The 17,181-nt window shown below is 66.2% G+C and carries 19 protein-coding genes; 4 read left to right on the forward strand and 15 right to left on the reverse strand.

The window, feature by feature from the left end:
• Positions 1-14: 14 nt before the first annotated feature.
• The 11 genes from rnt to pstS (ACZK13_RS06735) form a co-directional block, all read right to left on the reverse strand.
• Positions 15-665, reverse strand: coding sequence for a ribonuclease T (gene rnt / locus ACZK13_RS06685; protein WP_014036542.1), 651 nt, complete (start codon positions 663-665; stop codon positions 15-17).
• A gap of 169 nt (positions 666-834) precedes the next feature.
• Complete coding sequence (locus tag ACZK13_RS06690) at positions 835-1,356, reverse strand: HvfX family Cu-binding RiPP maturation protein (protein WP_253143315.1); 522 nt, start codon at positions 1,354-1,356, stop codon at positions 835-837.
• Between the two features lie 27 nt (positions 1,357-1,383).
• On the reverse strand, positions 1,384-2,139 hold the full coding sequence (locus tag ACZK13_RS06695; protein WP_125895760.1) for an HvfC family RiPP maturation protein: 756 nt from the start codon (positions 2,137-2,139) through the stop codon (positions 1,384-1,386).
• Positions 2,132-3,007, reverse strand: coding sequence for an HvfB family MNIO-type RiPP peptide maturase (locus ACZK13_RS06700; protein ID WP_125895761.1), 876 nt, complete (start codon positions 3,005-3,007; stop codon positions 2,132-2,134). Before ACZK13_RS06700 ends, ACZK13_RS06695 begins: the two co-directional genes overlap by 8 nt.
• On the reverse strand, positions 2,994-3,353 hold the full coding sequence (locus ACZK13_RS06705; RefSeq protein ID WP_125895762.1) for an HvfA family oxazolone/thioamide-modified RiPP metallophore: 360 nt from the start codon (positions 3,351-3,353) through the stop codon (positions 2,994-2,996). Before ACZK13_RS06705 ends, ACZK13_RS06700 begins: the two co-directional genes overlap by 14 nt.
• A 205-nt stretch (positions 3,354-3,558) precedes the next feature.
• Positions 3,559-4,266 carry a phosphate signaling complex protein PhoU gene (phoU, locus tag ACZK13_RS06710; protein ID WP_008265615.1) on the reverse strand — a complete coding sequence of 236 codons (708 nt, stop codon included), beginning with the start codon at positions 4,264-4,266 and terminating at the stop codon, positions 3,559-3,561.
• A gap of 97 nt (positions 4,267-4,363) precedes the next feature.
• Entirely contained in the window at positions 4,364-5,194 is an 831-nt protein-coding gene (gene pstB / locus ACZK13_RS06715) for a phosphate ABC transporter ATP-binding protein PstB (RefSeq protein ID WP_005408788.1), read from the reverse strand.
• Between the two features lie 19 nt (positions 5,195-5,213).
• Positions 5,214-6,077 carry a phosphate ABC transporter permease PstA gene (pstA, locus tag ACZK13_RS06720; RefSeq protein ID WP_032127902.1) on the reverse strand — a complete coding sequence of 288 codons (864 nt, stop codon included), beginning with the start codon at positions 6,075-6,077 and terminating at the stop codon, positions 5,214-5,216.
• Positions 6,077-7,045, reverse strand: a complete 969-nt coding sequence (gene pstC / locus ACZK13_RS06725; RefSeq protein WP_049421601.1) for a phosphate ABC transporter permease subunit PstC — start codon at positions 7,043-7,045, stop codon at positions 6,077-6,079. The genes pstA and pstC overlap by 1 nt, the downstream gene beginning before the upstream one ends.
• Positions 7,046-7,127: 82 nt before the next feature.
• Positions 7,128-8,216, reverse strand: a complete 1,089-nt coding sequence (gene pstS, locus ACZK13_RS06730; RefSeq protein WP_049399479.1) for a phosphate ABC transporter substrate-binding protein PstS — start codon at positions 8,214-8,216, stop codon at positions 7,128-7,130.
• A gap of 511 nt (positions 8,217-8,727) precedes the next feature.
• A complete protein-coding gene (pstS, locus tag ACZK13_RS06735; RefSeq protein WP_180838441.1) occupies positions 8,728-9,744 on the reverse strand; it encodes a phosphate ABC transporter substrate-binding protein PstS in 1,017 nt (338 codons plus the stop codon).
• A 552-nt stretch (positions 9,745-10,296) separates the two neighbouring features.
• On the opposite strand from pstS (ACZK13_RS06735), the gene ACZK13_RS06740 reads away from it, so the two are divergent.
• Positions 10,297-11,529 carry a porin gene (locus tag ACZK13_RS06740; protein WP_032127900.1) on the forward strand — a complete coding sequence of 411 codons (1,233 nt, stop codon included), beginning with the start codon at positions 10,297-10,299 and terminating at the stop codon, positions 11,527-11,529.
• An 81-nt stretch (positions 11,530-11,610) separates the two neighbouring features.
• Here ACZK13_RS06740 and nth read toward each other — a convergent pair whose 3' ends face one another.
• Genes nth through ACZK13_RS06755 form a run of 3 tightly spaced genes read right to left on the reverse strand, consistent with a single transcriptional unit; the run spans position 11,611 to position 13,443 of the window.
• The gene (gene nth / locus ACZK13_RS06745; protein ID WP_049463598.1) at positions 11,611-12,303 is read right to left on the reverse strand and encodes an endonuclease III; all 693 of its coding nucleotides are present in this window, start codon (positions 12,301-12,303) and stop codon (positions 11,611-11,613) included.
• Positions 12,303-12,656, reverse strand: a complete 354-nt coding sequence (locus tag ACZK13_RS06750) for a hypothetical protein (protein WP_049399879.1) — start codon at positions 12,654-12,656, stop codon at positions 12,303-12,305. Before ACZK13_RS06750 ends, nth begins: the two co-directional genes overlap by 1 nt.
• Before the next feature lie 4 nt (positions 12,657-12,660).
• Entirely contained in the window at positions 12,661-13,443 is a 783-nt protein-coding gene (locus ACZK13_RS06755) for an enoyl-CoA hydratase/isomerase family protein (protein ID WP_478482382.1), read from the reverse strand.
• Between the two features lie 167 nt (positions 13,444-13,610).
• On the opposite strand from ACZK13_RS06755, the gene ACZK13_RS06760 reads away from it, so the two are divergent.
• The 3 genes from ACZK13_RS06760 to ACZK13_RS06770 all read left to right on the forward strand — a co-directional run bounded on the left by ACZK13_RS06760 (position 13,611) and on the right by ACZK13_RS06770 (position 16,151).
• Complete coding sequence (locus ACZK13_RS06760; RefSeq protein WP_032127896.1) at positions 13,611-14,312, forward strand: FKBP-type peptidyl-prolyl cis-trans isomerase N-terminal domain-containing protein; 702 nt, start codon at positions 13,611-13,613, stop codon at positions 14,310-14,312.
• A 136-nt stretch (positions 14,313-14,448) separates the two neighbouring features.
• Entirely contained in the window at positions 14,449-15,252 is an 804-nt protein-coding gene (locus ACZK13_RS06765; protein ID WP_253143312.1) for a CoA pyrophosphatase, read from the forward strand.
• Positions 15,249-16,151: a sulfurtransferase gene (locus tag ACZK13_RS06770; protein WP_125893471.1), complete on the forward strand. Its 903-nt coding sequence runs from the start codon at positions 15,249-15,251 to the stop codon at positions 16,149-16,151. Before ACZK13_RS06765 ends, ACZK13_RS06770 begins: the two co-directional genes overlap by 4 nt.
• Before the next feature lie 433 nt (positions 16,152-16,584).
• Here the strand turns inward: ACZK13_RS06770 and ACZK13_RS06775 are convergent, their stop codons facing one another.
• Positions 16,585-17,151, reverse strand: coding sequence for an N-acetylmuramoyl-L-alanine amidase (locus tag ACZK13_RS06775; RefSeq protein ID WP_125893473.1), 567 nt, complete (start codon positions 17,149-17,151; stop codon positions 16,585-16,587).
• Between the last annotated feature and the right edge of the window lie 30 nt (positions 17,152-17,181).

Raw genomic sequence — 17,181 nt, forward strand, 5'->3', positions numbered from 1 at the left:
CGCCGTTGGCTGGCTTACCGCGGCCAGGCGTTGGCGATGGTGCAGAACAAGCGCGCGGTCTGTTCGGTGTCATACACCGCGCTGTGCGCTTCATTCGCATCCCACCCCAGCCCGGCGGCGGTGGCCGCACGCGCCAGCACGGTCTGCCCGTAGGCGATACCGGCCAGCGTCACCGTGTCGAACACACTGAACGGATGGAACGGATTGCGCTTGTGGCCGGTGCGCGCCACGGCGGCATTGACGAAGCCGAGGTCGAAATGCGCGTTGTGGCCGACCAGGATCGCGCGCTGGCAGCCGTACTTCTTCATGGCCGCGCGTACCGGGGTGAAGATGTGGTCCAGTGCCGCCTTCTCTTCCTTGGCCAGCCGGAACGGGTGGTCGAGGATGATGCCGGTCACTTCCAGCGACTTCGGGTCGATCTCCAGGCCCTCGGCCGGCACCACGTGGGCACTGGCTGTCTGGCCGGGGTAGAGCAGGCCGTTCTCGTCCATCTCGATCGGCACCGCGGCGATCTCCAGCAGCGCGTTGCGCTGGCTGTCGAAGCCGCCGGTTTCCACGTCCACCACCACCGGCAGGAAGCCGCGGAAGCGTTGTGACATCGCGCGCTGCGCCTGGGGGACTGCGGAATCGGGAGCGGCGGCAGGTGCGGGGGTGGGGTCAGTCATGCGTGAATTCTAGCAGAGCGACCCTGAGCGCCCGGCCAGCCTTCGGTGCATGCGTTCCCTGCGCGGGTGTGTGTCGACCAAGGTCGACACCTACCGGGACACCGCGCGCTCAGGATTCCGGTAGGTGCCAACCCTGGTTGGCACACGGTGCGCCGACCAGGTTTGGCGATTACCGGACTGCTGGCCGTGCAGGCGTGGCCGAGGGAGACCACCGCGCCAACCACGCATCCACGCTCAGCCTGCCGGCGCCGGTGAAGATCAGCGGCAGCAGCATGGCCATGAACAGCACCGGCAGCTTGAAGTTGCCGAAGCCCTGGTCAGTGATCGCGTAGCCCATGGCGAGGTCGGCCAGCGAGTTCCACTCCATCGGCCAATGCACCGCATAGGTGGCCACAATGGTCAGCACCAGCAGGCTGGCCGCGGCAAACCGGGTGCCAAAGCCAACCAGCAGGCAGATCGCGCCGATCAGTTCGAACCACGTGGCGAGCTGCCAGTTCAGGGTGGCCGGCAGCTGGTCGAACGGGAACGGGAACGCGTCCTGCAGGTCGGCGAACCAGTTCTGGCCGTGCAGTTTCTCGCGGCCGGATTCGAAGTATTCCCAAGCCAGCAGCAGGCGCAGGCCAAGCGGCGCCAACCAGGGGGCGAGACGGTCCAGCTGGCCGCGCGCGGCGGCCAGGGTCGGAAGGTTCATCGGTGGTTCTCCGTGGGGGAAAGGGCGTCAGCCAGGGACTGTGAGCGGGCCGATCACGCCGGCCTGCAGGAACTGCTGCAGCAGCGCGGCACCGGGCCCGGCCAGCGCCTCCTCAGCCAGGCCGTTCGCAGCGGCCAATTGCCGCAGATAGGCATGTCCATCGAGGCCGGGTCGTTCGCCGACGCTGGACAGCAGGTATACCGCCAGCGGGCTGAGCACGGCGAAGCGCACTTCGCCATCGGCCTCGCGGCGGACCAGCAGGCCGGTCGGTTCCGCCGGCGGCTGCATTGGCGCATCCTCGGCACCGAGTCGATGCACCGGCCACTGATACAGCAGCGGCCACGCCAGGGGTGAGCGCTGCAGCGGTACCTGCAGCGGATCGATGTCGCCGGGTGCCGGCAGCGGCTCGGCCTGCAACTGGTACAGCGCGGTCTCCACCCACTCGTAATGAGCGAGTTCGGCCAACGCCGGGTGCGGCAGCTGCGGCTGTGCCTGCAGCCACTGCACGAATTCGGCGGCCAGTTCGGTGAACAGCGGTGTCTGGCAGCGATGGGTGGCGAAGTAGTGGCGCACCAGGTCGCTCCAGGCGGGCTCGCCGAGCAGGCGCACGCAGACCGGGAAGCCGTTGCTCAACAGGCCGAGCAGATTGTTGAACAGCAGCCGTTGGTACACCGTGACCCGGCGTGCCTCCAGCCCAGCCGGCGGTGGCACGCCCTGCGGATCGCGCAGATGGGCAGTGAACGCGTGCTGCTGCGCGCGCAGGGTGCCGCGAGCGTCAGTCATGTGCAGTCCCCCCGTGCGTCGCCTGCAGGCGGCGGATGGTCTGCAGTTCGCCCTGCAGCTCGGCGTACGGGGGGAAGTTGAAATCGCGTTCGAGCAGGGTGGGGCGTGGGCCGATGCGCGCGTAGGTACGCGCCAGCAGCTCCCAGACCGGGTCGATCACCGCGCTGCCATGGGTATCGATCTTCAGGTCCGGCGCCTCGTCCAAGTGCCCGGCCACGTGCAGGCAGACGACGCGCTCTGCGGGCAGCCCGGCGATGAAGGTGTCGGCATCGTAGCCGTGGTTGCAGGCGTTGACGTAGACGTTGTTGACGTCCAGCAGCAGATCGCAGTCGGCTTCGGCAAGCACCGCATTGGTGAAGGCCAGTTCGTCCATCGCCGGTTCTGGTGCCAGGTAATAGGACACGTTCTCCACTGCAATGCGGCGGCCCAGCAGATCCTGCACGTGAGCGATGCGTGCCGCAGTGTGGCGCACGGCTTCGTCGGTGAACGGAATCGGCAGCAGGTCGTACAGGTGACCGTCGTCGCTGCAGTAGCTCAGGTGCTCGCTGTACAGCGGCACGCGGTGCTTTTCCAGGAACTGGCCGACCTGTTCCAGCAGCTGCGTATCCAGCGGCGCGCTGCCGCCAAGCGACAACGACAGGCCGTGGCAGCTCAACGGATGGCGCTGCGCCAGTTCGGCCAGTGCATCCCCGGCGGGACCACCCACATGGATCCAGTTCTCCGGCGCGCATTCGAGGAAGTCGAAGTCACCGGCCGGTGCATCGCGCAGATCCTGCAGCAGCGCCCGGCGCAGCCCCAACCCGGCGGCCGCCGCACGAAGCGGCGACCGCAGGTGGACGGCGCTGGCGCGGACGTCAGTGCTTGGCACCGCACTTGCCTTCGCCGCACTTGCCTTCAGCCGACTTCTTGTCGCCTGTCTTGGCAGCGGCTGCACCAGCAGCCTTGCCCTTGTCGGCACCGCACTTGCCTTCGCCACACTTGCCTTCGGCAGCCTTGCCCTTGTCACCGCCGCACTTGCCTTCAGCGGTCTTGCCGTCGGCGCCGCACTTGCCTTCGGCGTGCTTGGTATCGGCAGCCTTTGCCGCCTGGCCAGCCACCAGGTAGCCCTGGGCCAGGTCGCTCATGCTCAGGGCCGAGGCACTGGCGGTCATGCCCAGGCCGGCGGCCAGGGCCGTAGCGGTCAGCAGGGACAGGGTCTTGTTGGAACTGCTCATCGGTCTTACTCCTAGGTGGTGGGCAGGCGCCCGGGGTGAATCGATGGTGCAGCGATCCTACTCAACGAATCCTCGCCAAGAACTCAAATTTTCGTGAGATTTGTTACAGAGCGGGAGACCGGTGGCCAGAACGCCCAAAACAAAAGGGCCGCTGTCACCAGGACAGCGGCCACCTTGGAGTCAACTCCGGTGTTGCAGTGCAGCGTCAGGGCTGTCCGGTGCTGGAGGTTTCGTCGCGTTTTTCACGCGGCGGCAGCGGCTGCTCGCCATGCACCAGGAACCACACGTTCTCGGCGATGTTGGTGGCGTGGTCGCCCACGCGCTCCAGGTTCTTGGCCATGAACAGCAGGTGGGTGCACGGGGTGATGTTGCGCGGGTCTTCCATCATGTAGGTCAGCAGCTCGCGGAACAGCGCGGTGTACTGCGCGTCCAGGCGGGCGTCGTCCTCGCGCAGCGCCAGCGCAGCGTCGGCATCGTTGTCGCGGTAGGCGGCAATGGCGCGGCGCACCTGCTGCGCGGCCAGGCGGCCGAGCGCCCGCAGGCCCTGGATCTGTGGCAGCGGCGGCACTTTGCCCAGCGCGATCGAACGCTTGGCAACGTTGGCCGCATAGTCGCCGATGCGCTCGATGTCGGCCGGGATGCGCAGGCCGGCCAGGATCTCGCGCAGGTCGCGCGCCATCGGCCCACGCAGCGCCAGGCGCATCACGTCATGGCTGATCTGCTGCTCCAGCGCATCGATCGCTTCGTCGTTGGCGATGATGCGATGGGCGGCGTTCTCGTCGCGCTTCTCGATCACGTCCATCGCCGCTTCGAGCTGAGCGACGGCCATCTCGCCCATGCGCACGATTTCGGCCACCAGCCGCTGCTGTTCTTCGTCGTAGCTCTTGACGATGTGGTCGTTGGGAAGATTCATGGTCTGCAATCCGGGTAGAGCCAGGCCATGCCTGGCTGGCGTGATTTGTAGAGTCGAGCCATGCTCGACTGACATTGTCTGTCTGTCGACTGACGTTTCAGCCGAAGCGACCGGTGATGTAATCCTCGGTCTGCCGCTGCGACGGCTGCGAGAAGATCACTTCGGTGCGGTCGTGCTCGATCAGGTCGCCCAGGTACATGAAGGCGGTGTAGTCGGACACGCGCGCGGCCTGCTGCATGTTGTGGGTGACGATGACGATGGTGTACTCGTGCTTGAGCTCTTCCACCAGCTGCTCGATGCGGCTGGTCGAGATCGGATCCAGCGCCGAGGTCGGCTCGTCCAGCAGCAGCACCGACGGGCGCAGGGCCACGGCACGGGCGATGCACAGGCGCTGCTGCTGGCCACCGGACAGGCCCAGTGCGCTCTGCCCCAGCTTGTCCTTCACTTCGTCCCACAGCGCGCCCTGGCGCAGTGCCTGCTCGACGCGGTCGGCCATGTCGGCCTTGCTCAGCTTCTCGTGGTGGCGGATGCCGTAGGCCACGTTCTCGAAGATGGTCATCGGGAACGGCACCGGCTTCTGGAACACCATGCCGACCTTGCTGCGCAGGCGGTTCATCGGGTACTTCGGCGACAGGATGTTTTCGCCGTCCAGCAGCACTTCACCACGCGCCTCCAGCTTCGGGTACAGCGCGTAGATGCGGTTGAAGATGCGCAGCAGGGTCGACTTGCCGCAGCCGGAGGGACCGATCAGCGCGGTCACGCGCTTTTCCGGGATCTCCAGGTTGATGCCCTTCAGGGCATGGAACTTGTCGTAGTAGAAGTCCAGTCCACGCGCAGCCAGCTTCACCGGCGACGGCGTGTGCAGGCTCTCGTGCGAGGACGGCACGGCGATGCGCTGCATCGGCACGGCGTTGGAAAGGTCGTTCATGGCGTTATCCACGGAAAGGTCAGTCATGGGAGATACGGTTGCGCAGCAGGATGCCGCGGGCGGCAAGGCTGACCAGCAACACGAAGACGGTGAGCACCAGGGCACCGGCCCAGGCCAGCACCTGCCAGGATTCATACGGGCTGCCGGCGAACTGGTTCATCACCACCGGCACCGAGGCCATCGGCTGGAAGATGTTGTTGTTCCAGTACTGGTTGCCGAAGGCAGTGAACAGCAGCGGTGCGGTCTCGCCGGAGATGCGGGCCAGCGCCAGCAGGATGCCGGTGATGATGCCGGCCGAGGCACTGCGGTACAGCACCTGCACGATCACCTTCCACTGCGGGATACCCAGCGACAGGGCTGCCTCACGCATCTGCGAGGGCACCAGGCGCAGCATCTCGTCGGTGGTGCGCACCACCACCGGCAGCACGATGAAGGCCAGCGACAGTGCACCGGCGAACGCCGAGAAGTTGCCGCCGGTCTGCATCACGTACAGCGTGTAGACGAACAGGCCAAGCACGATGGATGGGGCCGACAGCAGGATGTCGTTGACGAAGCGGACCACGGTGCCGGCCTTGCGGGCGTTGCCGTACTCGGCCAGCCAGGTGCCGGCCAGCACGCCCAGCGGGGTGCCGATGCCGATCGCCAGCGCACACATCACCGCACTGCCGAAGAAGGCGTTGGCGAGACCGCCTTCCTGCATCGGCGGCGGCGTCATCTTGGTGAACAGATCCCAGTTGATGCCGGCCAGGCCCTTGGAGGCCAGGGTGAACAGGATCCAGCCCAGGAAGAACAGGCCGAACAGGGCGGTGGCGCAGGAGGCGGTGATCGCAACGACGTTGCCGATGCGACGGCGCAGGTACAGCGAATCAGCGGTGGTGGACATCAGTTGCCCTCCTTGCGGGACAGGCGCATCAGCATCAGGCGGGCGATGGCCAGCACCACGAAGGTGACGATGAAGAGGACGAAGCCGAGCAGCAGCAGGGCCGAGCGGTAGGTTTCAGTGGCTTCGCCGAAATCGTTGGCGATCAGCGCGGCGATGGTGGTGCCCGGTTCCAGCAGCGACGGCGACAGGCGCACGCTGTTGCCGATCACGAAGGCCACCGCCATCGTCTCGCCAAGGGCGCGGCCGAGGCCGAGGAAGATGCCGCCGATCACTGCCGAGCGGGTGTAGGGCAGCACGATGTCCCAGCTCACTTCCCACTTGGTGGAGCCCAGCGCGTAGGCCGATTCCTTCAGGCGGGTCGGCACGGTCAGGAACACTTCGCGCATCACCGAGGAGATGAACGGAATGACCATGATGGCCAGCACGAAACCGGCGGTGAGCATGCCGATGCCCAGCGGCGGGCCCTGGAACAGCGGGCCGATGATCGGCATCTCGCCCAGCGTCTCGTTGAGGAACGGGGTGACGTACTCGGTCATCACCGGCACCAGCACGAACAGGCCCCACATGCCGTAGATGATCGAGGGAATGCCGGCCAGCAGTTCGATGGCGGTACCGACCGGGCCACGCAGCCAGCGCGGCGCGACTTCGGTGAGGAAGAAGGCGATGCCGAAGCTGACCGGCACGGCGATGACCATCGCGATGAGCGCGGTGACCAGGGTGCCGTAGATCGGAGCGAGAGCGCCGAACTTGTTTTCGACCGGATTCCAGTCGGCGGAGAAGAAGAAGCTCAGGCCCTGCATCTGCAGGGCATGGCGGCCACCCCACAGCATGGAAAGCGCGGCGCAGGCCAGGGCGATCAGGACGAAGATGACGGTGCCGACCAGCACCCATCGGAACAGTTTGTCGTTGCGGGCATCACGCGCATCACGCGTGGACGGGGCGGCTACAGGCTGGGCGATGGCATTCATGGGGACGGCAGGGCCAGGAAGGGGCGGGGCGGCACGGCGTGGAAGAAGCGGTGCCCGCGCGGGGCGGGCACCGTCGTGTCCATCACTTCAGGTCGGTCGCCCAGTAGGCCTCGATCTGCTTGACCAGTTCGGCCGGCAGCGGCACGTAGTGCAGCTCGTTGGCCTGGGCCTGGCCGTTTTCGAAGGCCCACTTGAAGAAGGCCAGGGTGTCCTGGTTGCGCTTGGCGTCCTTCGGCTGCTTCTGCATCAGCATGAAGTTGGTGGCGGTGATCGGCCACGCCTGCTCGCCCGGGGCGTTGGTGATGACCAGATTGAAGTCCTTGGCGCTGGCCCAGTCGGCGCTGGCAGCCGCAGCGGCGAAGGTTTCCGCGCTCGGCTCGACCCAGTTGCCGGCCGCGTTCTGCATGGCGGTGTACGGCATGCCGTTCTGCAGCGCGTAGGCCAGTTCGACGTAGCCGATCGAGCCCTTGATCTGCTTCACGTAGGAAGCGACGCCTTCATTGCCCTTGCCACCGACGCCGTCCGGCCACTGCACCGAGGTGCCTTCGCCGACCTTGCTCTTCCACTCCGGGCTGACCTTGGACAGGTAGTTGGAGAAGTTGAAGGTGGTGCCCGAACCGTCCGAACGGTGGACCAGGGTGATCTTGCCGTCCGGCAGCTTCACGCCCGGGTTGGCGGCGACGATGGCCGGGTCGTTCCAGGTCTTGACCTTGCCCAGGAAGATGTCGGCCAGCAGGGCGCCGCTCAGGCGCAGCTTGCCGGTTTCCAGGCCTTCGATGTTGACCACCGGCACCACGCCGCCGATGGCGGACGGGAACTGGGCCAGGCCGGCCTGGGCCAGCTCTTCGCTGCTCAGCGGCTTGTCGGAGGAACCGAAGTCGACGGTGCCGGCCTTGATCTGGGCGATACCGCCACCGGAGCCGATCGACTGGTAGTTGATCTTGGCACCGGTGCTGGCGTTGTAGTCAGCCGACCACTTGGAGACCAGCGGGAAGATGAAGGACGCGCCCGCGCCGGACACTTCGGCGGTCACCTTGGCACCGGCAGCGGCCGGGGCGGCGGCACCGTCGGCAGCCGGCTGCTGCGCGGCCTGCTTGTCGCCACCGCAGGCCGACAGGCCCAGGGCGATGGCCAGGGAAAGGGCGGCAAGGCCGGCCGAGTGCAGTTTCATGGTCACTCCATAGCGGGGAAGAGCCGACGTCGTCGGCGGATGCGGCTATGAAATGATGTTTTTGTTACAGCCGTATTACGACCATGACAGGGGTGTCCTGGATCACGTTCTGACAAGGGTTTCACGGAGTTGGCCACGGTCCGGGAGACCCCCGGAGACCCCGGATCTGCGCACCGATATGACGGCCGGGGCTCTACAAACGCTCTTGCCTTTGCTCCTGCCTTTCATGACCCCACCGCGCCCCCGATGAACTGTCCAGAGTCGGCGCAGGGCCCAGCCCGGGACCGTTCGCGCCATGGATGGCGCGATCGAGCCCCCATGGACGGGTTTACGGCGTGTCCCGGGCTGGGCCCTGCGTCGGCTCCGGCCAGTAGATTGGAAGCGCAGCGCTCTTCACGTCCAACCCCCAAAAACAAGAAGAGCGCGAGATCTCGAGGATCTCGCGCCCGGGGTGGGATCGGCGGGGGAGAGAGGACCCGCCGATCCCGTTCCTGCGGGGGAACGCGCTTGCTTACTTCAGGTTCTGCGACCAGTAGGTCTCGATCTGGCGGACCAGGCTGTCCGGCAGCGGCACGTAATCCAGCTGGCGGGCCTGGGCGTCGCCGCTCTTGTAGACCCAGCGGAAGAACTCCTGGGTGGCCTTGCCGTTGGCAGGGTTCTTCGGCTTCTTGTGCACCAGGATGAAGTTGGTGGCGGTGATCGGCCAGGACTCGGCGCCCGGGGCATTGGTCATCACCAGGTAGAAGTCCTTGGCGCTGGCCCAGTCGGCGCTGGCAGCAGCGGCGGCGAACGAGGCGTCGCTCGGCTGCACGAAGCGGCCGGCGGCATTCTTCATCGCGGTGTACGACAGCTTGTTCTGCAGCGCGTAGGACAGTTCGACGTAGCCGATGCCGCCCTTGATCTGCTTCACGTAAGCGGCAACGCCTTCGTTGCCCTTGCCACCGATGCCGGCCGGCCACTGGACCGAGGTGCCTTCACCGACCGAGCTCTTCCACTCCGGGCTGACCTTGGACAGGTAGTTGACGAAGTTGAAGGTGGTGCCCGAACCATCCGAGCGGTGCACGACGGTGATCTTGGCGCTCGGCAGGGTCACGCCCGGGTTCAGTGCGGCGATGGCCGGGTCGTTCCAGGTCTTGATCTTGCCCAGGAAGATGTTGGCCAGCACGGTGCCGTCCAGCTTCAGTGCGCCCGGGGCGATGCCGGCCACGTTGACGACCGGCACCACGCCGCCGATCACCGACGGGAACTGCGCCAGGCCCGAAGCGGCCAGTTCTTCCGGCTTCAGCGGAGCATCGGAGGAGCCGAAATCAACGGTCTTGGCCTTGATCTGGGCGATACCACCGCCGGAACCGATCGACTGGTAGTTGACCTTGTTGCTGGTGGCGGCGTTGTAGTCGGCCGACCACTTCGACATCACCGGGTAGATGAACGAGGCGCCCGCGCCGGTGATTTCAGCGGCGTTGGCGGCGAACACGGACGACGCTGCGAAGACGGCAACGGCAACGCGCGACTTGAAGGCGTGGATCACGGGGTGGCTCCTGGGTTGATTGGGATGCGGGGTTACCCGCCCGGCGCACATTCCATAACGGTTCGATGACAGCGCAGGGACCGTTGTATGACGCAACCGTTACAGCGCTGCCCGGCGCCCGCACAGCCAGGGGCGTGAAGGTTCTGAGTGCTGCGGGCAACGTGATGACCATGCGCCGGAGACGGACGTGGCCCGGTTGCGATCACGTTCTATATGTCGCTGATGGACTGCCCGGTGTGGTCGTCAATGCCATCCCGGCCTGGCATTCCGCAGTGATGCCGCGTCATCCACACGAAACCATCGCTGCTGGTGAGGTCTGCGCGGCGGTCGGCCCGGGCCGGGACGCTGATACGTGACGCCATATGCCGCAAGGGATCGACAAGCATGTGGCGGCAAATGAGTCGTACGCATGACCGCACGAAGAAATCTGTGGTTGGTGCTCAGGTTGTCATTCGGCTGTCATGGTTTTAACGGAATGTTCGCAAAACGCTTGACCGGCCAGCCGGCGTGGCGTTCTGCCCAAGCCATTCCAACCCTCTGGAGAAATCCAAAATGCGTTCCCATTTGCTCGCCGCCGCGGTCGTTGCAAGCCTCGGTCTGGTTTCCGCCGACGCCTTCGCAGCTCCCGCCAGCACGGGCGTATCCCAGGCACAGCTGCAGCAGCTGCAGGCGCAGATCGCTGCCCTGCAGGCCCAGGTCCAGCAGTTGCAGAACGATTCGCAGGCGCTGCAGGCACAATCTGACGCACAGTCCGAAGTGAACATCACCCAGGCCCAGGCCCTGGAAGGTGCACAGAAGACCCAGACCAGCGTCGACAAGCTGGCCAAGCTGGTCAATGACAACAAGATCGGCGGTCGCATGTTCTTCGACCTGACCAACATCGACAAGACCAGCAACGGCAAGGACACCGCCGCCAGCGGCACCGGTCTGGACGTCAAGCGCTTCTACCTGACCGTCGACCACAAGTTCAACGACATCTGGTCGGCCAACCTGACCACCGACTTCCAGTACAGCTCGGCCATCGGCAACACCGAACTGTTCGTCAAGAAGGCCTACGTGCAGGGTAGCTTCGACCCGGCCTTCAACCTGCGCGTCGGTGCCGCCGACATGCCGTGGATTCCGTATGTCGAGAAGTTCTACGGCATGCGTTATGTCGAGAACACCCTGACCGACCGCCTGAAGTACGGCAACTCGTCCGACTGGGGCCTGCATGGCTTCGGCAACCTGGGCAACAACTTCAACTACGCTGTCTCGGTTGTGTCCGGCGCCGGTTACAAGAACCCGACCCGCAGCAAGGGCATGGACGTGGAAGGCCGCGCGGCCTATACCCCGAACGAGAACTTCGTGGTTGCCGTCGGTGGCTACAGTGGCAAGCTGGGCAAGGAAACCGACATCCAGAGCGCCGAGAACACCTACACCCGCGCCAATGCGATGGTGGCCTACGCCAGCAGCGACTTCCGCGTCGGTGGCGAGTACTTCCAGGCCAAGAACCTCAACAACGTGATGACCGTTGCCACCGACAAGACCAGCGGCTGGTCGGTGTGGGGCAGCGTGCGCGTCACCGACGGCGGCATCAACGTGTTTGGTCGTTACGATGACACCGACGTCAGCAAGACGCTGGACCCGACCCTGAGCGACAAGTACTGGAACGTCGGCGTCGAGTTCCCGGTCATGAAGAACCTCAAGCTGTCGACCGTGTACAAGTACACGCACCTGGCCAACGCCAGCGACAAGAAGAACGACAAGACCAAGGAGTTCGGCGTCTGGGGCGACCTGTCGTTCTGATGTCCTGAAGCACTCTTGTCTACAAGCAAAGACGGCGGGCCCTGTGCCCGCCGTCCTTGTTTTGTCACACCACGAACGCGTTCACGCCTCGGCCGTGGTCTTTTCCTTGAACCGGCACAGGTCGGCGATCACGCAGCCCGGGCAATCCGGCTTGCGCGCCTTGCACACATAACGTCCGTGCAGGATCAGCCAGTGATGCGCGTCGAGCAGGAACTCGGCCGGAATCACCTTCACCAGTTTGTCTTCCACTTCGCGCACGTTCTTGCCCGGGGCCAGGCCGGTACGGTTGGAGACGCGGAAGATATGCGTGTCCACCGCCATCACCGGCTCACCGAACGCAGTGTTGAGCACCACGTTGGCGGTCTTGCGGCCCACGCCCGGCAGCGCTTCCAGTTCATCGCGATCGCGCGGCACTTCACCGCCGTGCTTCTCCAGCAGGATCGCGCAGGTGGCGATCACGTTCTTCGCCTTGGCGTTGAACAGACCGATGGTGGCGATGTACTGCTTCAGCCCGTCCTCGCCAAGCGCGAGGATCTTTGCCGGGGTATTGGCCACCGGGAACAGGCGGCGCGTGGCCTTGTTGACGCCCACGTCGGTGGCCTGCGCCGACAGCGCGACCGCCACCAGCAGTTCGAACGGTGAGCTGTACTCCAGTTCGGTCTTCGGGTGCGGATTGAGTTCGCGCAGGCGGGTGAACATCTCCACCACGTCGGCGCGCGGCATGCTGCCACCGCGTCGCGCCGGCGCGCGCGGGGTCTTCTTCGCAGCGGCCATTACTGCTCCTTGCCGGTGGCGCGGGCCTTGGCCCGGGCGAGAATCGCGGCGGCGGCCGGGGGCAGGGCGGGCTTCACGTCCGGCGCCGGGGCTGGCGTTCGTCGCGCATCGCGTTCGGCCTCGCGGCGCGCCAGGCGCACGGCACGGGCACGGTAGCGTTCGCGTGCGGCCCAGGCCGCGTGCAGCTGCTGCTGGGCCTGCTGCAGGCGTCGTGGAAGGTCCGGGTGGCCGGGCAGCAGCTGTTCGTCGCCGGCACGGGCAACGTAGTCCATGAGACCGGCCTGCAGGGCGCCATCGAGATCGTCTGCCTGGACCCGGGCGAACAGCTGCGCGGGGTTGGGTCGGGATGCCATGGCGTCAGCGGTTCTGGAAGGCCGGCGGGCGGCGCTGCAGGAAGGCGCTGGTGCCTTCGCGCATGTCTTCGGTGGCGAACAGCAGGCCGAACTGCGCGCTTTCGTACTCCAGCCCAGCCTCCAGGCTGCATTCGCCACCCACGTGTACCGCGTCGAGCAGGCCACGCAGGGCCAGCGGGGCCGAGCGTGCCAGCTGGCGCGCGATGTCCTGTACACGGTTGTCCAGCGCATCGGCGGGCACCACCTCGTTGACGATGCCCAGTTCCAGCGCACGCGCGGCGTTGATCGGTGCACCCAGCAGGCACAGCTCCAGGGTGGCGGCGCGGCCGCACAGGCGCAGCAGGCGCTGGCTGCCGCCGAAGCCGGGAATCAGGCCGAGATTGATCTCCGGCTGCCCGACCTTGGCCGTATCGGCAGCGATGCGCAGGTGGCAGGCCATGGCCAGCTCCAGCCCGCCGCCCAGGGCGAAGCCGTTCACGCGTGCGATCACCGGCTTGGGCATGCGCTCGATCTGGCGCATCAGGGCCTGGCCGAGCAGGGAGAAATCACGTCCCTGAACCGCACTGAGTGTGTTCATCTCGGCGATGTCGGCCCCGGCCACGAAAGCCTTCGGACCGGCACCGGTCAGCACCACCACGCGCACGTCCGGGTCGGCGGCGGCGGCGCAGAACGCCTCGGTCAGCGCCTGCAGGGTCGCGGCATTCAAGGCGTTGAGCTTGTCCGGGCGCTGGACGGTCACGGTGCGGATGGCGCCGTCGTCGGCGACAGCGATCAGGGCATCGGCCACGGGGAAACTCCTGAAACGTTAAAAAAAAGTGAGATTGAACTCCGCCAACGCAGACGGGTCTTAGCCTGCATCGTGAGTAGCGGTTACACGTTGTGCCCGTTATCCTAACCCGTCGCCTCAGGGCGGCGCAGAACGTCCCTGAGTTACCACCCCTGGAGAACTGTTTGATGAAGTTGCGTTCTATCGCGGTCGCCGTCGCGGCCCTGGCCCTGACGGGCAATGCCTTCGCCCAGGACGTCTCGTCCGAAAAGGGCAAGCTGAGCTACTACTTCGGTTACGACTACGGCAACAACCTGGCGGAGCTGACCGGTCGTGGTGAGCAGCTGGACATCAACTCGGTGGTGAAGGGTCTGCAGGACGCCTACGCCAAGAAGCAGCCGGCGATCACCGCCGACCAGCTGAAGCCGGCCGTTGAAGCGTTCCAGAAGCGCGAGCAGGGCCGTGCCCAGGCTGCCAAGGCCGAGTACGAAAAGGCTGCTGCCGAAAACAAGACCAAGAGCGATCAGTTCATCGCGGCGAACAAGGCCAAGGCCGGCGTGCAGTCCCTGCCGAGCGGCGTCCAGTACCGCGTGATCGAAGCCGGCAAGGGCGCGAAGCCGACCCAGGCCAGCACCGTGCAGCTGGAAGTGGCCGGTCCGTTCCCGTACGGCCAGCGCCCGACCGAAGCCCGCCCGGCCCAGCAGATTCCGTCGATCAAGGTCAGCGAAGTCGAAATGAAGGCCATGCGCGAGACCCTGCTGCAGATGCCGGCTGGCTCGAAGTGGGAAGTCACCCTGCCGCCGGACCAGGCCTACGGTGCCGACCCGCGCACCCCGTTCCCGCCGAACGTGGCTGTGCAGTTCGAGATCAAGCTGGTCAGCGTCAAGTAAATCGAAGCGGTAAACGAAACGCGCCGGTGATCCCACCGGCGCGTTTTTGTTTGCGCGGAGCGCGACGCTGCCGTGCACTGCATATTGACCCCGCGCAAATTCAGCCCGATCGCGCTACTGTTGCCGGGTGCAAACAATGGAAAAAACGGCGCGTGTTGTCGCAAGTCCCTGCATCGGAGTGTGCACGCTGGATCCGCACCGGCAATGCACCGGCTGCGGGCGGCATATCGATGAGATCGCGCGGTGGTCGTCGATGAGCAACGAGGAACGCAGCCGCATCCTGCATCGCGTGCAACCTCTGCGTGAACAGCTGCAGCAATCACTGCGCGGCTCGCTGGCTGATCACGAGCGCCTGATGCGCGCGCTGCATCCACTGGCCGAGCCGCCGGCCGGCGACGGCTGGAACCGCAGTGAACTGATCGATCTGCTGCCGCCCGGGCCCCCGGTGGAAGCCGCCGTACTGGCCGGCATCGTGCCACGCGCCAACGGCGCACAGGTCATCCTCACCCGTCGCACCGAAACCCTGCGCCAGCATGGTGGCCAGGTCGGTTTCCCCGGTGGCCGCACCGAACCCGATGACCGCGATGCGTTGGCCGCTGCACTGCGCGAGAGCCAAGAGGAAATCGCATTGGCGCCCGGCCAGGTGCAGGCGCTGGGCTATCTCGATCCCTTCGTGACGATCACCGGCTACCGGGTCACGCCGGTGGTGGCCGTGGTCGATCCGGATTTCGTGCCGGTGCCACAGCCCAGTGAAGTGGCCGAAGTGTTTGAAGTGCCGCTCGATTACCTGATGGCAGCCGACAACCTGCACCAGGTCGAAATCAATCACCGCGGCCGCATCCGCCACGTCCTCGAGTACGGCTGGCCCGGCCAGCGTATATGGGGCGCAACCGCCGCCATTCTCTACAACCTGCGTCGCCGACTGGAGCAAGTGCAATGAAGCCGATCGATCCGCCGTGGACCACCCTGGTCGATGTCACCACCCTGGCCGCAGTGTTGGGCGAAGGTGTGCGTGTGGTCGACGCACGTGCCACCGCCAGTACCGCCGTACGCGTGGTCGATGCACGTTCCTCGCTGGCCGATCCGCAGGCGGGTAACGGCCAGTATCTGGCGGGGCATGTTCCGGGCGCGGTGTATGCCGACCTCAATCGGGACCTGTCGGATCTGACCCGCAGCGGCCACGGCCGTCACCCGCTGCCGGACAGCGATGCCTTCGCCGCGAAGCTCGGCCAGTGGGGCATCGGTCCCGACACCCAGGTGGTGGTCTACGACGGCAGCGATGGCAGCATGGCCGCCTCGCGCCTGTGGTGGCTGCTGCGCCTGATCGGGCACAGCAAGGTGGCCGTGCTTGATGGTGGTATCGCCGCATGGCAGGGCGCAGGGCATCCCTTGGCGACGGGGCAGGATGAGGTGACCGCGCTGCCGGCTTACCCAGGCCGTTTCGACACCACTCAGATCGCCAATGCCGAGGAAATCAGCGCACGCCTGAAGCACGCGCCGGGCTGGTTGGTCGACGCACGCGCAGGCGAGCGCTTCCGCGGCGAAGTGGAGCCGCTGGACCCGGTCGCCGGCCACGTGCCGGGCGCGGTCAACCGTCCGTTTGCGTTGAACGTCGCCGACGGCCGCCTGCGTGATGCACAGGAACTGCGCGCCGAACTGCAGGGCGTGATCGGCAACCGTGATCCGCAGCAAGTGGTGCTGATGTGCGGCTCCGGCGTGACCGCCTGCCACCTGTTGCTGGCGATGGAAGCGGCCGGTCTGTCCGGCGCACGCATCTACGCCGATTCCTGGAGCGGCTGGGTCAGCGACAGCAGCCGCCCGGTGGCGACCGGCGCCTGAGGCGCGCGGGGGCGGATCCGTTTTCCAACGGAAAACGGCTCTGACCCCCCTCGTGCCCGATTCGCACGCAAAGAGCAGTCGAGCGTGGCTCGACTCTACAAAGGCACCCTCCGATCGATTCGATCCCGTGCCGACCAACGGTCGGCACCCACCAACAGCAGCGGGAATCTGTCGAAGGCGGGGTGGGTCCGGTTGCGGGGGCGTGAGCGCCATGGATGGCGCGACCGAGCTTACATGGGTGAGGGCGCTCTGCTTGCGAAGCACTGCTTCGCAAGCGCCCGAACGCCCAGCCGCCAGCGGCTGGGCCGGGCCCCGGAGGGGGACTTGCAGCGCCCCCCGCAACCGGACCTACCTCGCCTCCCCTCAGGAAGTCAGCTTCTGCTGTTGCTCTGGCTTAGGCTTCTGCAGGTGCAGGGCGCAGCCCTGCAAACCCTCACCCAACCGGCTGCAACGGCACCTTCGCCAGGATCCGCGCCCACGGGAACAACGGCCCCGGATCACGCTTGCGTGCCACCGTCAGCGTCGCATCGTCGCTGGCCGGCACCTGGTCCAGGTCCAGCTGGTCATGCCCGGCAATCCGCCGCAGCGACGGATAGTGCGCCACCAGCGCCTGCAGCAGGCCTTCCAGCGCCTGCAGCTGTGCCTCGGTGTAGGGCTCGTCCATCGCCTGTTGGCGGCTGTCGAACCAGTGCGGGTAGCGCCCGGTGTTGACCAGCTCGATGCCCAGCGTATGCGCGTTCATGCCGCGCACGTGATGCGCCACGCGCTCCGGCGCCACGTACTGCACCACGCTGCCATCGCGGTCGATGTAGAAGTGGCCGCTGTTGCCGGCACCGCTGTCGTACAGCACACGCTCACCGTACTCGCGGGCCATCGCCAGGTCGGGCAGCTCGGTGCAGTGGATCACCACCATCTCCAGCGTGGCCGGGTCGCGCAGTGGCAGACGGTCTTCGTAGGGCAGGGGCTGCAGTTGCAGGCCGGGCAGGAGCGGGTTGGGCATCCGGCGATGCTAGCATTGCGGCATGAACCT

This window comes from Stenotrophomonas sp. 99219_Sma, from assembly GCF_056480785.1.

Excerpts from the sequence above, each read along its gene's own strand:
- rnt (WP_014036542.1), bottom strand. The coding sequence starts at position 665 with ATGACTGACCCCACCCCCGCACCTGCCGCCGCTCCCGATTCCGCAGTC.
- ACZK13_RS06690 (WP_253143315.1), bottom strand. The coding sequence starts at position 1,356 with ATGAACCTTCCGACCCTGGCCGCCGCGCGCGGCCAGCTGGACCGTCTC.
- ACZK13_RS06695 (WP_125895760.1), bottom strand. The coding sequence starts at position 2,139 with ATGACTGACGCTCGCGGCACCCTGCGCGCGCAGCAGCACGCGTTCACT.
- ACZK13_RS06705 (WP_125895762.1), bottom strand. The coding sequence starts at position 3,353 with ATGAGCAGTTCCAACAAGACCCTGTCCCTGCTGACCGCTACGGCCCTG.
- phoU (WP_008265615.1), bottom strand. The coding sequence starts at position 4,266 with ATGAATCTTCCCAACGACCACATCGTCAAGAGCTACGACGAAGAACAG.
- pstB (WP_005408788.1), bottom strand. The coding sequence starts at position 5,194 with ATGAACGACCTTTCCAACGCCGTGCCGATGCAGCGCATCGCCGTGCCG.
- pstA (WP_032127902.1), bottom strand. The coding sequence starts at position 6,077 with ATGTCCACCACCGCTGATTCGCTGTACCTGCGCCGTCGCATCGGCAAC.
- pstC (WP_049421601.1), bottom strand. The coding sequence starts at position 7,045 with ATGAATGCCATCGCCCAGCCTGTAGCCGCCCCGTCCACGCGTGATGCG.
- pstS (WP_049399479.1), bottom strand. The coding sequence starts at position 8,216 with ATGAAACTGCACTCGGCCGGCCTTGCCGCCCTTTCCCTGGCCATCGCC.
- ACZK13_RS06740 (WP_032127900.1), top strand. The coding sequence starts at position 10,297 with ATGCGTTCCCATTTGCTCGCCGCCGCGGTCGTTGCAAGCCTCGGTCTG.
- nth (WP_049463598.1), bottom strand. The coding sequence starts at position 12,303 with ATGGCCGCTGCGAAGAAGACCCCGCGCGCGCCGGCGCGACGCGGTGGC.
- ACZK13_RS06750 (WP_049399879.1), bottom strand. The coding sequence starts at position 12,656 with ATGGCATCCCGACCCAACCCCGCGCAGCTGTTCGCCCGGGTCCAGGCA.
- ACZK13_RS06760 (WP_032127896.1), top strand. The coding sequence starts at position 13,611 with ATGAAGTTGCGTTCTATCGCGGTCGCCGTCGCGGCCCTGGCCCTGACG.
- ACZK13_RS06765 (WP_253143312.1), top strand. The coding sequence starts at position 14,449 with ATGGAAAAAACGGCGCGTGTTGTCGCAAGTCCCTGCATCGGAGTGTGC.
- ACZK13_RS06770 (WP_125893471.1), top strand. The coding sequence starts at position 15,249 with ATGAAGCCGATCGATCCGCCGTGGACCACCCTGGTCGATGTCACCACC.
- ACZK13_RS06775 (WP_125893473.1), bottom strand. The coding sequence starts at position 17,151 with ATGCCCAACCCGCTCCTGCCCGGCCTGCAACTGCAGCCCCTGCCCTAC.